Origin of the sequence: Chryseobacterium sp. GM_Chr_2, assembly GCF_026540445.1 — a bacterium.
Taxonomy (GTDB): domain Bacteria; phylum Bacteroidota; class Bacteroidia; order Flavobacteriales; family Weeksellaceae; genus Chryseobacterium.
On record NZ_JALNUD010000017.1, the window covers coordinates 1 to 13,473 of the forward strand.

A 13,473-nucleotide genomic window follows, 5' to 3' on the forward strand; every position below is an offset into this window, starting at 1 on the left:
AGGGCTAGGGTTTTAGTTGGTAATTTAAATATTTGTTTACCAATAAAAAAAGAAGCGAACTTTATAAAAGTCCGCTTTGGTTTAATATTAAAAAAAATAGGTGATACCATTTATGTTTTAAATTTACCTTCAAAACCACGAAGTGGTTTATATGAATAGCGTCGGATGAAACCCGATGAATATGTATTCCATGATGATATAACCCTGAAAGGGTTAAATAATTTAAAGGAAAGTTCAGCAACAAATTGGTGCGAATTAAGATCCAAATTTTACGAAAGTTTGCCAACCGCGCATGGTTTCTATAAAAAGTTCACTCAATCCACCTTCACGAAGATAATCTGCCGTTACAGGAAGATCCCGACTTTCATACAACGGGTTTGCCTTTACCTGAAGTGGAAAATCGCGTTGAAGAATTCCCGCTCTTGCGATCAGTACAAAATCACAACCTTCATCTAATAATTCTGCAGCTCGGTGAGCACTCATGATTTTTCCTGCAGCGCCTAAACGCACGCCTTTACGTGGAAGTTCGGTAAAAACGCTGAGCATTGTTTTTCCCTGAAAAGTACCTTCGCGTACAAGCTGAGCAGAATCCCACAAAGCCAGATCAAGATAATCAATCAATTCTTTATCAAAAATTTCTGCAGTAATTTCGCGTAATTCTTCCAGCCGAAGTCCATACCGTTCAATCGACAGTCGCCAGCCAATCTGAAAATCAGGACCACAAGCTTTTCTAATTCCTTCAATCACTTCAAGGGTGAATCGGGCACGGTTTTCAATACTGCCACCATATTTATCGGTGCGATCATTAAGATTTGGCGATAAAAATTCTGATAAGATCCAGCCAAAGGCACCATGAACAGAAACTCCGTTATATCCGGCTAACTGGGCTCTTTTGGCAGCTTCAATAAAACTATCACGAATTCGTTCCACTTCTTCGGTTGTCAAAGCTTTTACATGGGGAACTGTTTTATCTGAAGCTGGAGAAACGATTCCTCCCAATGAAGGTACAGCACGATGTCCCGCGTGATGAAGCTGTACGGCAGATAATGCACCTCCTTCACGGATGGCGGCCGCCATTTTTGTCAATCCAGGCAAATGTTTATCGCTGTGAATACCCAATTGTCTTTCAAAGGCAATTCCCCCGTCTTCCACTGTTGCAGCACCGGTTTGAATTAAGCCGTAACCGCTTTTAGAGAGTTGCTCGATCCAATATTGGTCGTATTTTGAAGCGGAGCCATCATGCTCACTTTGTTGACTTGTTAAAGGAGCCATCATAAAACGGTTTTTCATCGCCGGACCATGCAGCAGAGTGAGAGGTTTAAATAGATCAGAAACAGACATTATATTTTAATTTTTAAGATTTTACGGATATGAATTTTAAGCTGTTGCAAAGTTGGGTTGATATAAAATCTCATAAAATGGAGGATTTCTAATATATGATGGATGATTTTTAAATAAACAATTGCGGTTTTGTTATTTTTGTAGTAAAGAATTTTCAACAATATAAATGAGCCTTATTCTCCTAAATCATATTCGAAAAACAATACATCTTTCCGATCATGAATGGGAAAAAGTGAGTGCTTTTTTCGAGGAAGAGCATTTTAGCAAAAAAGATTTTATCATTCAGGAAAATGATAAGGTGGAATGTATTTATTTTATTGTTTCAGGATTAATTAAGCTTTCTTGCAGCGATCAGGAAGGAAGGGAACATATTATTTCTTTTGCGATGGAAGATTGGTGGGAAACCGATTTTATGGCATTTTACAATCAAACAAAAGCTAACCAAATTTTGCAATGTCTTGAGGATACCGAAGTTTTAACACTTTCTTTTAAGAATTACCATCAATTATTAAAGGAAGTTCCTAAAATGACCGAGTTTTTCCTTTCAAAAGCGGTCAACGGGCACATTTCAAACCAACGGAGAATTTTGTCTTTAATGACTTTGAGCGCAAAAGAACGATACGAGCAATTTATAAAATACTATCCCTCTTTTGCTCAGCGAATTCCTAAGATCACGTTGGCAGCTTATTTTGGCTTATCACGCGAAACATTAAGCCGATTTTTTAAAGAATCAAAATAATTGTGATGCAGATCACACAGAAAAGGAAAGGGTGATTCTGAACTTTGTTGTTCTATTTAATTAAAAATATTCAACATGGAAAAAAGAATCATCAACCCTTGGAAATGGCAAGATGCGAGAAATTATGCACAAGCCGTAGAAGTAAAAAATGCTCAGAGTACGCTTTATATTTCGGGACAAACTGCGATTAATGACGATGGAATTTCAAGCAATGCCAATATGAAAATTCAAATCACCGAAGCACTGGAAAATTTGAAAAAAGTAATCATTCAGGCAGATTTTGAAGTTAAAAATATCGTTCGGCTGAATGTATACACCACAGAACACGAAGAACTCTTTAAAAATTTCGATGTTCTACAAAATTGGATTACAAAGCATGAAGTTCAGCAGGCAACTACCGTGATGGAAGTAAAAACTTTATTTGAAACGCTAAAAGTAGAGTTTGAAGCTACGGTGGTGAAGTAAATTTTGTTTGTATTATCTTTGGGACTCAATCGAATTTAAAGTAAAATGAAGACCGAAAATTTATTAAAACAGATTGATTTCATTAAAGAGATCGACAAATTAAAATACATCCAACGAAGAACAAAACTGTTCAACAGCGATAGAAATGAAAATGATGCCGAACACAGTTGGCATCTGGCGATGATGACTTTAGTTTTGGCTGAACATTCGGATCAACCAATCGATGTTTTGAAAGTGGTAAAAATGGTTTTGATTCATGATTTGGTAGAAATTGATGCAGGCGATACTTTTATATATGATACCACAAAAAATCACACCAATACCGAAGAAGAACTTCTGGCTGCCAAAAGAATTTTCGGATTATTACCTGAAGTTCAGGCTAAAGAATTCTTAGCGGTTTGGGAAGAATTTGAAGAAGGCATTACCAATGAAGCTAAATTCGCCCGTACGATGGACAGATTCGAACCTTTGCTTCAAAACACTAGCAATAACGGCGGAACATGGAAAGAATTTGATGTGGAATATCACACGGTTTACAACAAGAAAAAAGCCATTGCCAAGGGTTCTTCATCGATTTGGAATTATGCCGAAAATTTACTGAACGAAAGCGTAGAAAAAGGTATTCTTCGAAAAGAGTAAGGCTTGTTAGGTTGGATGTTGGATGCTGGAAGATGGAAGATGGAAGATGGAGGTCATGTAAGTTCATAAAGATCAAAATCTTTCTTTTTTTTTGAATTTTTATCATCAAATCAAAATTAAGGACTTAGTAATCTTCTCGCTTCCATCTTCCAACTTCCAACCTTACTTCAATTTCCTCATTTAGCCTACAAACCTCTGTGATTCGCCTACAAAAATCTTTTTGAAGCTTGCTAATTTTGCTTTGTAAAAATAAAATATTATGACACAGCAAAATAGAATATGGTTTATTACGGGAGCTTCCCGAGGTTTTGGAAAAGTTTGGACGGAAGCTGCTCTCGAACGTGGCGATAAAGTCGTAGCTACCGCAAGAAAGCTGGAAAGCATTTCTCATCTTAATGAAAAATATGGCGATCAGGTATTGACGTTGGCACTAGACGTTACAAAACCGGAGCAGGTAAAAGATGCCGTAAACAAAGCGCATCATCATTTTGGAAAATTAGATATCGTTTTAAATAATGCAGGATATTCATTGGTTGGAACCATTGAAGAAGCCAGTGCAGATGAAATTCGTGATTTGTATGAAACGAATATTATTGGTCCGGTAAGTGTAATTCAGGCTGCGTTGCCGATTTTAAGAGCGCAAGGTTCGGGACACATTTTAGGGACTTCCAGCAATATTGGGCATTTCACATTGCCCGTTATCGGATATTACAGTTCTTCGAAATGGGCATTTGAAGCTATTCACGAAAGTCTTGCCGAAGAAGTAAAACAATTCGGGATTAAAGTAACCATTATCGAACCGGGAGCTTATGCTACAGAATTCGGAAGTCAGGAATCATTGAAGTTTTCGGGAAATATTGAGGCTTACGATGATTTTAAAGCTGAATTTATTAAAAGCCTTTCTACTTTCGAGCAGGGAGATCCAAAAGCAACGCCGCAAGCTCTTTTCAAGGTAATTGATGATGAAAATCCACCTTTACGTTTTAATTTGGGAAGTAATAATCTTCCTTTAATCAAAGAAATTTATGCAGACAGAATTGCCCTTTGGGAGTCCTGGGATGAAGTTTCCCGCTCCGCTCAAGGCTAAACAAAATAAGTTCAAACAAAAACCGGTTATTTTTATAATCGGTTTTCCTATCTTTATATAAGAATTATGAAAAAAAACGACCAAACACTCATCAAGTTCAAATCACTTACAGAAGCACATCTTTTCTTTGATTTGCCTAAACCCAAGCATCCATTGATTAGTTTAATCAATGAAACACATCGGTTTATTCCGTCTGAAAAGATATCTCAACGCCATGTTTTAGGCTTTTACAAAATTTCTTACAAACCGAAGTTAAGCGGAAAAGTAGAATACGGACAAGACTATTACGATTTTGATCAGGGTGGATTGCTATTTGCTGCACCGGGGCAGATTATGGGCGGAAAAGGCTCTGAAGATACCGTATGTTCTCAGTTTTCTTTGCTCATTCATCCAGATTTTTTTTTAAGTTATCCTTTGGCTAAAAAAATAAAGCAATACGGCTTTTTTTCTTATTCAATTAAAGAAACCTTGCATCTTTCGGAGGAAGAAATGAAAACCATTCTCTCCATTTTCAATTTTATAGAATCGGAACTCAACGGAAGAATAGACGATTTCAGTCATGATCTGATGATTTCTCAGATTGATTTATTGCTGAATTATGCCAATCGTTTTTACAAGCGTCAGTTTATTACACGAAAGGCAAGCAGTAGCGGGCTTCTGCAAAAATTTGAAACGTTGCTAGATGCTTATTTCGAAGACGAAACTTCTTTAAACAAGGGAATTCCTACAGTAAGTTATTTTGCAGACAACCTCAATCTCTCTCCAAGCTATTTAAGCGATATGCTTCGTTCATTAACGGGGCAAAGTACCCAGCAGCATATCCACGAAAGATTGATTGGTAAAGCGAAAGAAATACTTTCTACAACGAATTTATCGGTTGGAGAAGTGGCTTATACTTTAGGTTTTGAACATTCACAATCATTCAGTAATTTATTTAAAGCAAAAACTAATCTTTCTCCTTTGGAATTCAGAAAATCGTTTAATTGATTTGGAATTTTAAGTTTTTATGGGCACGAATACACGAATTTCATTAATAGTGTATTTTTTATTTTAAAAATAATAGCATTAAAATATTTCTATCAGCTCTTATAAGCGAAGCGGCTTTGTGAAACTTAAAACACTCAATATTCCAAAAACTTAGGGAACTTTGTGTTCAAAACTCAATGCTTCAATTTTTCCTTTTCTCCTTTAAAAATCATTAAATTTTTCCATCATTTTAAAATTTAACATATTTTAATAATTTTTATTCAATTGATTTTCAGATAATTGAATCACAAATACTTTTATCACTAAAAAAATAGTTGTTTGAATAGATTTTATTTCTACATTTGTATAACTAATTTCTTAGTGATATGAAATGAAGTATAATTTTTATATCACTACATTTAATGACTAAACAAACGGGATATGAAAATTCAGACTTTAACAAAAGCAGAGGAACAGGTGATGCAGTATGTATGGAAATTGGAGAAAGGATTTCTTAAAGATATTCTTGATCTTTTTCCAGAGCCAAAACCTCATACCAACACGGTTTCTACCATTTTAAAAGTATTGAAAGACAAAGAGTTTGTAGATTACAATGTCTACGGAAGGCAACACGAATATTTTCCGTTGATTACTCAGGAGCAATATTCAGGAAAAACGATGAAAAGTCTTGTGAAAAATTATTTCAAAGGTTCTTACAAAAGTGCCGTTTCTTTCCTTGTTGAAAAAAACGAAATGACCGTTGAAGATCTTGAAATGCTGCTAAACGAACTCAAAGAAAAAAACTAAACCATGGAAACTGTACTTCTATACTTCGGCAAAGTAATTTTATGCTCCGGTGTAATGTTTTTGTATTATCAGTTGTCTTTAAAAGACAAGACCTTTCATCACTACAACAGATTTTATCTTTTGTCGGCGATGTTGATCTCGTTGCTGCTTCCTTTAATAAAGATCGAAGATTTTACAATTGAGGTAAGCAATGATCTTTACCAATTAATAGATAGGGTACAGAATTTTAACTCAACTAAAAACATAAGCAATGACCACATTTATTTTAGAATTATTTTTTCAGCTTTGGGATTGGTTTCTCTCTATTTTTTAGGGAAATTACTATTCGGAATCTTCAGGATTCAACAGCTTAAAAATCAGTTTAAAAAAGAAAGCTTTGATGGAATTAATTTCTATCAGACCGATCTTACAGAAGCACCATTTTCCTATTTCAGAAACCTTTTCTGGAAAACTTCAATTACACTGAATTCCGACGTCGGAAAACAAATTTTGAAGCACGAAATGGTTCATATTGAACAGAAACATTCTTTTGATAAAATTTTTATTGAAATTCTTACCTCTGTTTTCTGGTTCAACCCATTTTTTCATATCATTAAAAAAGAAATTAGTTTAATTCATGAGTATCTAGCCGATAAAAAGGCTGTAAAACAATCGGACACCAAAGCATTTGCGCAGATGCTTTTAGCAAGCCACTTTTCCGGAAACCAGTTGCCTGCCACCAGTCCGTTTTTAAGTTCAAATCTAAAAAAACGACTCAAAATGTTACAAAAACCTCAAACCAAATTCGGGTATGCGCGTAGAATTTTTGCATTACCGGTAGTATTTTCAGTAGCGTTTGCTTATTTGGTAAATGCTAAAAATCAAGAAATTAAAGCCACAAATATAGAAATTGAGAAAGCGGTTTCTCAGATTAAAAAAGATACCATTGCGCCTAAAAAAACCAAAGAAATTGAAGTTATTGCTCCGAAATTAGCCAAAAGAGCTGAAACTCAGGAAAAATTAGCAGATTTAAGCAAAAAAATTCAGGAAAAAAGTAAAGATTTAAAAACTTTAAAACCTGAAAGTGATGAATTTAAGAAGAAAGTAGATGAGATTAATGATCTCTCTGGAGAGATTAATAAAGTTACTAATTCTCAAGAATTCAAAATGTCTTATTCTACAGATCCGATAGATGCAAAAAAGATCAATGATTTTTTCAAATCTAGCGAATGGAAGAATAAAATGTCTGAATTGAAAAGCATGAATTTTGAGATACCAGAAATTCCCGAATTCAATTTTGAATTTCCCGATGCTCCACCTTCACCTCCATCGCCACCTGGTGCTCCAAAATCTCCTAAAGCACCGAATGCCCCGAAAGTAAAAGTGTACTCTTTTAATGATACAAAATGGTCACCCGGCGCAGATATTATTTTCAAACCTGAAGCTAGAGAGAAAGAATCGGCAGCAACGGCAAAAAAAAGAGCTAAGCTTGAAAAAGAAAGAGCAAAGCTAGAAGAGAAAAGAGCAAAACTGGAAGGAGAAAGAGCGAAACTGGAAGCCGAGAGAAGAGCGTTAGACGGAAACAGAAAATTATATATTTATAGCAATTCTACCACTACATTTCCTAAAAATGTAAGAGTAAATGCAGACAATATGATTATTGACCACAGAAACAATACGATAATGGCCAATGGTGTAAAAAGTACTAGTGGTAATATGGAAGGAATAAAATACTTCATCAATGGGAAGGAAGCCACAGAATCTGACTTTAAAGATCTGGATCCGCAAAAGATAAAAAGTGTTACAGTAAATAAAAAGAATTATACTGGAGTATATTCTGGAGAAATAAGAGTAGAAACGAAATAAATAAAGTTCCAATAAAGCTTTGTTAATGACATCAAAATCAATCGTTAGCAAAGCTTTTTTAATTAAAAAGTTTTAAATTATGAAAAAAATTAATTTCCTTTTTTTATTCTTTGTTGGCATACTTGCCAATGCTCAAACCAACAGATTTTTCTATGAATATAAATTTATTCCCGATTCTACCAATAAAACTGATGTAAAAAAAGAAATGATGCTTTTGGATATCGATAAAACAGGATCAAAGTATTACAGCTATGATAAATTTGTTTCCGATTCTACTCAAAAAGCAGATTTGGAAAAGCAATTAAAAGCCGGCGCCGGAAACATCAATATCACAAAGAGAGAGAAATCTGGGCAGGTTTCTTATAGTGTAACCAAGCAATATCCAGATTTTACGACTTACTACTTCACAAGAGTTTCAACAGATGCTTATAAGGTAAAAGAAGATAAAAAACCGGAATGGAAAATTCTTCCCGAAAAAGAAAAAGTAGGCGAATACAATACTCAAAAGGCAACGACAAATTTTGGCGGAAGAAGCTGGACAGCATGGTTTACCACAGACATTCCTTTTCAGGATGGACCTTATAAATTTTATGGTTTACCAGGTTTAATTGTGAAGCTGGAAGATGCTACTGGATCTCACAGTATGATATTGGTTGGGAATAAAAAAACAGTTGCTTCACAGGAAAAAGAGCTTGAACTGCCTGGAAATGTGAGATTAATTGGAGTTGGCGGAAAAGATATTGAAGTAACAAAAGATCAATTCAAAAAAGTTTGGAAAGCATATGTAAATGATCCTACAAAAAATATGAGGGAAATGATGATGAAAAACGGTAATGGAACAAATATTTCTTTTAAGGTGAAAAATCCTGACGGAAGAGAAATTACAGATCCTAATGAAGTTTTCAGAGATATGGAGAAAAAAACGAAAGAAAGTTTGAAGAAAAATAATAATTCTATAGAACCAGATTTGTACAAGTAAAATACATAATTTTTAATATAAAACAGGATGATTATCATAAGTCATCCTGTTTTCTTTTGTTATATTTAAGGCTTAAAAGTGATAATTAAAATTTTAAACCAAAATAATGACGGAGAAAGAAAAATGTAAACAGGAACTATTGTATAATGCCAATGATCATGAACTTACGAATGAAAGAATTGCCATCAAAGATTTATGCTGGGAATATAATCACCTGAAAAATTCTGATACTGAAAACAGAACCCAACTCATCAAAAATATTTTAGGAAAAACAAAGGAAAATATTTGTATCGAACCTAATTTCTGGTGTGATTACGGATACAATATAGAAGTGGGAGAAAACTTTTACGCCAATCATAATCTTGTGATTTTAGATTGTGCAAAGGTAACTTTCGGAGATAATGTTTTCATTGGCCCGAATTGTAGTTTTTACACAGCCAATCATCCTTTAGACGTAAAACAAAGAAATTCAGGTTTGGAAACTGCTCATTCGATTACAGTTGGAGACAACGTGTGGTTTGGTGGAAATGTGGTGGTTATTTCGGGTGTTAAAATTGGAAATAATTCGGTGATTGGAGCGGGAAGCGTAGTAACTAAGGATATTCCGGATAATGTATTGGCGGTTGGAAGCCCTTGTAAAGTGATTAAAAATATAGAAAATTAAAATAAAAAATTAAACTAATACTATGAAAAAACTATTATTTCTAGTAGTCCTGTCAGTAGGATTCCTCTCTCATGCACAATATCAAAGGTTCGTTTATGAATACAAATTTGCCATAGATTCAACAGCAAAAGATAATGTTGAAACTGAATTGATGAACCTCGACATTGCTCCAAAAGGATCAAAATTTTACAGTAATGCATACCATGAAGCCGATTCTCTGATGCATGCATTCATCGAAAAACAGGTGAAATCGGGAAACAATGATTTTAGTTTGAAAGGAGTAGGATATAAAGGCAAATTGAGATATTCTGTTGAAAAAAGTTATCCGGATTATGCTGTAAGCTTTATTAATTCAATTGGTAATGAAGAATATCTCGTACAGGATTCCAGAGTACCTCAGTGGAAAATTCTTTCAGATAAGGATAAAATAGGAAATTTTTCCGTTCAGAAGGCAGTATGTGATTTTTTAGGAAGACGTTGGACGGCGTGGTTTACAACCGAAGTACCTATTCAGGATGGTCCATATAAATTTCATGGTCTGCCGGGGTTAATTGTGAAAATAGAAGATCAAAGCCATGCTCATATTTTTGAACTGAAAGGAGTGAAAAAACTTGACAAAGCACAAGAATGGGTAAGCGGAAAGGATAAAAAAAGATACAATCCTCTTATTAATGTGGATGAGAATAAATTTAAAAAAGTATATACCGAGTATCTTCAAGATCCGATGAAAGGCCTGCGTCAGATGCTAAACAACGGCAAGATTGTAGAAATGAGAGATGATAATGGAAAGGTGATAGATACTAATAAAATGCTTCGGGATGATGAAAAAAGAGTGAAAGAAAAGCTGAAAAAAGAGAATAATATTTTAGAACTTGATCTGTTGAAATAAACGAAAATCCCGAAACATCATTTCGGGATTTTTTATTTTTAAACTGGATTCTGATGATTACGCTAATTTCTGAGAATCTGCAATAAACTGAGCCAATCCGCTGTCTGTTAATGGATGCTTTAGCAAACTCAAGATCGGAGGAAGTGGTGAAGTAATCACGTCTGCTCCAATCTTCGCACAGTCGATAATATGCATTGAATGACGGATAGAAGCCGCTAAAATTTCAGTTTCATACATATAATTATCGAAAATCAATCTGATTTCCTGGATCAGATTTAATCCATCAGTTGAAATATCATCTAATCTTCCCAAGAATGGAGAAACATAAGTAGCTCCTGCTTTAGCTGCTAAAAGAGCCTGTCCTGGAGAGAAAATCAAGGTACAGTTTGTTCTGATTCCTTTATCAGAAAAATATTTTAATGCTTTAATTCCGTCTTTAATCATCGGAATTTTAACCACGATATTCGGGTGGATTGCCGCCAACTCATCCCCTTCTTTAATCATTTCTTCATACGTTGTAGAAAGTACTTCCGCAGAAATATCTCCGTCTACAATTTCACAAATTGCTTTATAGTGATTTTTGATCGCTTCAGCTCCCTGAATACCTTCTTTTGCCATTAATGACGGGTTTGTCGTTACTCCATCAAGAATTCCAAGGTCTCTTGCTTCTTTAATTTGCTCTAAATTGGCAGTGTCAATAAAAAATTTCATTTGATTTACAGATTTAATTTTATACAAATATAACGATTCCTTTTCGAGTAGGGAACTAATTTTGTTATGGTTTAACTTGTTGTTAGTTGTTGGTTGTTGGTTGTTAATTGCGCGTAGTATCAGAAATTTTACATTCCCCTTCCCTGAAGGGGTGGATTTTTGCAAAGCAAAAAGACGGGGTAGTTAAAATAATAATTAAATTAGCCTAAAGTATAAAACCAAATGAAAAATCACTTCACCACCCAACTCCAAATTATCGGCATCAATCCTTTTGTATTCATTCCCGAAGAAATTTTAAATCAAATTTTCGAAGCCTCAGGAAAGAATAAAAGTCCGATTCCTGTGAAGGGAAGTGTAAACGGTAAAGAATTCAAACAAAATTTAATGAAATATTTAGGAGAATGGCGTTTATATATTAATCTGATGATGCTAAAAGATTCTCCCAAAAGAATTGGTGAAACCATTGAAGTTTTTGTAGAATTTGATGACGCTGACCGAACGATTTCAATTCATCCGCAATTAGATCAGGCCATAAAAAATCATCCTTTAGCGATGGTCAATTTTGAAAGTTTAATTCCTTCAAGAAAATTAGAGTTAATTCGTTACATCAATAATCTAAAAACCGAAGCTAGCATTCAACGAAATATTGACAAAATTATCCAATACCTTCATGGTGAAATCGATTTTTTTGGAAAAACAATTAATTCAAAACCATGATAAACAAAAAAAGATCCGAAATTATCCGGATCTTTTTTATTACGAGTTTAAAACTTGATTAAGCTTTACAGCATCCTGGTTGCTAGGATCATACTGTATTGATTTTGCAATATGTTCTTTCGCTTTGTTCGGATCGCTTTTCTGTTCAGAGAAAGCTAGATAGAAATAGGCATACGCCAGATTCTTCTTATTTTGCTCAACTTCTTCAGGTTTTACGGTCGCAATATATTTCTCATACGCTATTTTCGCGTTCGCATCATCTTTTGCAGATTGATAAGCGTAGGCCTGACTATAATATGACGGAGCCCAATCTGGCAATAAAACCGAAATCTTCTTCCATGTATCTACTGCATTCGTCCAATCCGAAGCTTCTTGATATGCCGTTGCCAATTTTGCTAAAGCTTCTGTATCTTTAGGATTGGTTTCAATCTGTTTTTTAAGACCATCAATCGCTGGATTTCCTGTCTGGCTTACTGCTGCCGTATTACTTGCACTATCTGTTTGTGTGGTTTGCGCATTTACAAAACCTGCACTTCCTACTAATAACAAACCTAAGAAAAGGTTTTTCGTGTTCATTTTAATCATTGTCATAATCTTACATTTTCGAGTTGTGATGAGTAAAGTTCAATAATAATTCCACAAAAGCCCGAATTTTAGAACCTTTAAGTTTTTTTTGAAAATATTAAGAGGTTCAACTATTTTTTTATCTAAATTTTTGATTCGTTTCCGTTTGAGTTATCTTTGTATGTAAAGAATTTTTATCAATACATTTTTATGAATATCATATTAGCTTCCACTTCTACCCTTTTCGGAGGGGAATATTTAGAATACTTAAAAGAAGAATTAATTCAACTTTATAAAGGCATTGACGAAATTATTTTCGTTCCTTTCGCTCGTCCCGGTGGGATTTCTCATGATGATTATACCGCAAAGGCAAAATCTTTCTTTGAAACCATTCATATTAAAGTAAAAGGACTTCACGAATTTGAAGATAAAATTGAAGCCGTAAATAATGCCAAAGGTTTTTTTACAGGCGGCGGGAATACTTTTTTGTTGGTTAAAACATTACATGCAGAGGGTTTAATGTCAGTTCTAAAACAAAATGTAGAAAGCGGAAAACCGTATTTAGGATGCAGCGCAGGAAGCAATATTGGCGGACAAGATATGAGAACTACGAACGATATGCCCATCGTTTATCCACCAAGTTTTGATTGTATGGGATTGGTTCCATTTAACTTAAATCCGCATTATCTTGATCCAAATCCTGAATTGAAACATAACGGAGAAACGCGAGAAACGCGAATTAAAGAATTTTTAACGCAGAATGATACAAAAGTTGTCGGACTTCGTGAAGGAAACTGGATCAGAAGAATTGGCGATAATATTACCGTTGAAGGAAGCGAGTTAACAAGGATTTTTGAAAAAGATAAAGAACCTTACGAGATCGAGGCAGGTTCAGAACTCTAAATTTTCTTTTTTATATATTTGAATCACAAAATATGATTTTTTGGAATCATATGTAAATAAAACGAGATGCTTCGACTTCGCTCGGCATGACACTTCTAATGCTAACGGTTTTAAAAATTAAACGGTAAGTTTTTAGCGATGTCATGCTGAGCCTGAC

At 34.5% G+C, this 13,473-nt stretch carries 15 protein-coding genes; 12 read left to right on the top strand and 3 right to left on the bottom strand.

The annotated features are described in order from the left end of the window. Positions 1-255 precede the first annotated feature (255 nt). A complete protein-coding gene (locus OXQ85_RS19785) occupies positions 256-1,341 on the bottom strand; it encodes an NADH:flavin oxidoreductase (protein WP_267406743.1) in 1,086 nt (361 codons plus the stop codon). A 166-nt stretch (positions 1,342-1,507) separates the two neighbouring features. Here OXQ85_RS19785 and OXQ85_RS19790 point away from each other — a divergent pair, with 166 nt between their 5' ends. The 10 genes from OXQ85_RS19790 (at position 1,508) to OXQ85_RS19835 (ending at position 10,421) form a co-directional block, all read left to right on the top strand. Continuing rightward, entirely contained in the window at positions 1,508-2,080 is a 573-nt protein-coding gene (locus OXQ85_RS19790) for a Crp/Fnr family transcriptional regulator (protein WP_267406744.1), read from the top strand. Between the two features lie 75 nt (positions 2,081-2,155). After that, a complete protein-coding gene (locus OXQ85_RS19795) occupies positions 2,156-2,545 on the top strand; it encodes a RidA family protein (RefSeq protein ID WP_267406745.1) in 390 nt (129 codons plus the stop codon). A gap of 45 nt (positions 2,546-2,590) precedes the next feature. Then, complete coding sequence (locus OXQ85_RS19800; RefSeq protein WP_267406746.1) at positions 2,591-3,184, top strand: HD domain-containing protein; 594 nt, start codon at positions 2,591-2,593, stop codon at positions 3,182-3,184. 259 nt (positions 3,185-3,443) lie between these two features. Beyond that, positions 3,444-4,271, top strand: coding sequence for an SDR family NAD(P)-dependent oxidoreductase (locus OXQ85_RS19805; protein ID WP_267406748.1), 828 nt, complete (start codon positions 3,444-3,446; stop codon positions 4,269-4,271). Between the two features lie 66 nt (positions 4,272-4,337). After that, positions 4,338-5,258, top strand: a complete 921-nt coding sequence (locus OXQ85_RS19810) for a helix-turn-helix transcriptional regulator (protein WP_267406750.1) — start codon at positions 4,338-4,340, stop codon at positions 5,256-5,258. A 420-nt stretch (positions 5,259-5,678) separates the two neighbouring features. After that, entirely contained in the window at positions 5,679-6,044 is a 366-nt protein-coding gene (locus OXQ85_RS19815; protein ID WP_267406752.1) for a BlaI/MecI/CopY family transcriptional regulator, read from the top strand. 3 nt (positions 6,045-6,047) lie between these two features. Next, positions 6,048-7,889 (top strand): M56 family metallopeptidase, encoded by a 1,842-nt coding sequence (locus OXQ85_RS19820; RefSeq protein ID WP_267406755.1) that lies wholly within the window; start codon positions 6,048-6,050, stop codon positions 7,887-7,889. A 79-nt stretch (positions 7,890-7,968) separates the two neighbouring features. Further along, complete coding sequence (locus tag OXQ85_RS19825) at positions 7,969-8,868, top strand: GLPGLI family protein (RefSeq protein WP_267406757.1); 900 nt, start codon at positions 7,969-7,971, stop codon at positions 8,866-8,868. Positions 8,869-8,974: 106 nt separating this feature from the next. Next, entirely contained in the window at positions 8,975-9,532 is a 558-nt protein-coding gene (locus OXQ85_RS19830) for a sugar O-acetyltransferase (RefSeq protein ID WP_267406758.1), read from the top strand. Positions 9,533-9,554: 22 nt separating this feature from the next. Next, the gene (locus tag OXQ85_RS19835; protein WP_267406760.1) at positions 9,555-10,421 is read left to right on the top strand and encodes a GLPGLI family protein; all 867 of its coding nucleotides are present in this window, start codon (positions 9,555-9,557) and stop codon (positions 10,419-10,421) included. A 57-nt stretch (positions 10,422-10,478) separates the two neighbouring features. On the opposite strand, the gene fsa is transcribed toward OXQ85_RS19835, so the two are convergent. Next, complete coding sequence (fsa, locus tag OXQ85_RS19840) at positions 10,479-11,132, bottom strand: fructose-6-phosphate aldolase (RefSeq protein WP_267406761.1); 654 nt, start codon at positions 11,130-11,132, stop codon at positions 10,479-10,481. Positions 11,133-11,354: 222 nt separating this feature from the next. On the opposite strand from fsa, the gene OXQ85_RS19845 reads away from it, so the two are divergent. Continuing rightward, the gene (locus tag OXQ85_RS19845; protein WP_267406763.1) at positions 11,355-11,849 is read left to right on the top strand and encodes a YdeI/OmpD-associated family protein; all 495 of its coding nucleotides are present in this window, start codon (positions 11,355-11,357) and stop codon (positions 11,847-11,849) included. 39 nt (positions 11,850-11,888) lie between these two features. Here the strand turns inward: OXQ85_RS19845 and OXQ85_RS19850 are convergent, their stop codons facing one another. Further along, a complete protein-coding gene (locus OXQ85_RS19850) occupies positions 11,889-12,425 on the bottom strand; it encodes a tetratricopeptide repeat protein (RefSeq protein WP_267406764.1) in 537 nt (178 codons plus the stop codon). A gap of 198 nt (positions 12,426-12,623) precedes the next feature. On the opposite strand from OXQ85_RS19850, the gene pepE reads away from it, so the two are divergent. After that, entirely contained in the window at positions 12,624-13,316 is a 693-nt protein-coding gene (gene pepE, locus OXQ85_RS19855) for a dipeptidase PepE (RefSeq protein ID WP_267406766.1), read from the top strand. Positions 13,317-13,473: the final 157 nt, after the last annotated feature.

What these genes read in the sequence shown, in the direction of transcription:
- OXQ85_RS19820 (WP_267406755.1), top strand. Translation starts at nt 6,048, where the DNA reads ATGGAAACTGTACTTCTATACTTCGGCAAAGTAATTTTATGCTCCGGT.
- OXQ85_RS19835 (WP_267406760.1), top strand. Translation starts at nt 9,555, where the DNA reads ATGAAAAAACTATTATTTCTAGTAGTCCTGTCAGTAGGATTCCTCTCT.
- OXQ85_RS19790 (WP_267406744.1), top strand. Translation starts at nt 1,508, where the DNA reads ATGAGCCTTATTCTCCTAAATCATATTCGAAAAACAATACATCTTTCC.
- OXQ85_RS19810 (WP_267406750.1), top strand. Translation starts at nt 4,338, where the DNA reads ATGAAAAAAAACGACCAAACACTCATCAAGTTCAAATCACTTACAGAA.
- pepE (WP_267406766.1), top strand. Translation starts at nt 12,624, where the DNA reads ATGAATATCATATTAGCTTCCACTTCTACCCTTTTCGGAGGGGAATAT.
- OXQ85_RS19815 (WP_267406752.1), top strand. Translation starts at nt 5,679, where the DNA reads ATGAAAATTCAGACTTTAACAAAAGCAGAGGAACAGGTGATGCAGTAT.
- OXQ85_RS19785 (WP_267406743.1), bottom strand. Translation starts at nt 1,341, where the DNA reads ATGTCTGTTTCTGATCTATTTAAACCTCTCACTCTGCTGCATGGTCCG.
- fsa (WP_267406761.1), bottom strand. Translation starts at nt 11,132, where the DNA reads ATGAAATTTTTTATTGACACTGCCAATTTAGAGCAAATTAAAGAAGCA.
- OXQ85_RS19795 (WP_267406745.1), top strand. Translation starts at nt 2,156, where the DNA reads ATGGAAAAAAGAATCATCAACCCTTGGAAATGGCAAGATGCGAGAAAT.
- OXQ85_RS19805 (WP_267406748.1), top strand. Translation starts at nt 3,444, where the DNA reads ATGACACAGCAAAATAGAATATGGTTTATTACGGGAGCTTCCCGAGGT.
- OXQ85_RS19800 (WP_267406746.1), top strand. Translation starts at nt 2,591, where the DNA reads ATGAAGACCGAAAATTTATTAAAACAGATTGATTTCATTAAAGAGATC.
- OXQ85_RS19850 (WP_267406764.1), bottom strand. Translation starts at nt 12,425, where the DNA reads ATGAACACGAAAAACCTTTTCTTAGGTTTGTTATTAGTAGGAAGTGCA.
- OXQ85_RS19830 (WP_267406758.1), top strand. Translation starts at nt 8,975, where the DNA reads ATGACGGAGAAAGAAAAATGTAAACAGGAACTATTGTATAATGCCAAT.
- OXQ85_RS19825 (WP_267406757.1), top strand. Translation starts at nt 7,969, where the DNA reads ATGAAAAAAATTAATTTCCTTTTTTTATTCTTTGTTGGCATACTTGCC.
- OXQ85_RS19845 (WP_267406763.1), top strand. Translation starts at nt 11,355, where the DNA reads ATGAAAAATCACTTCACCACCCAACTCCAAATTATCGGCATCAATCCT.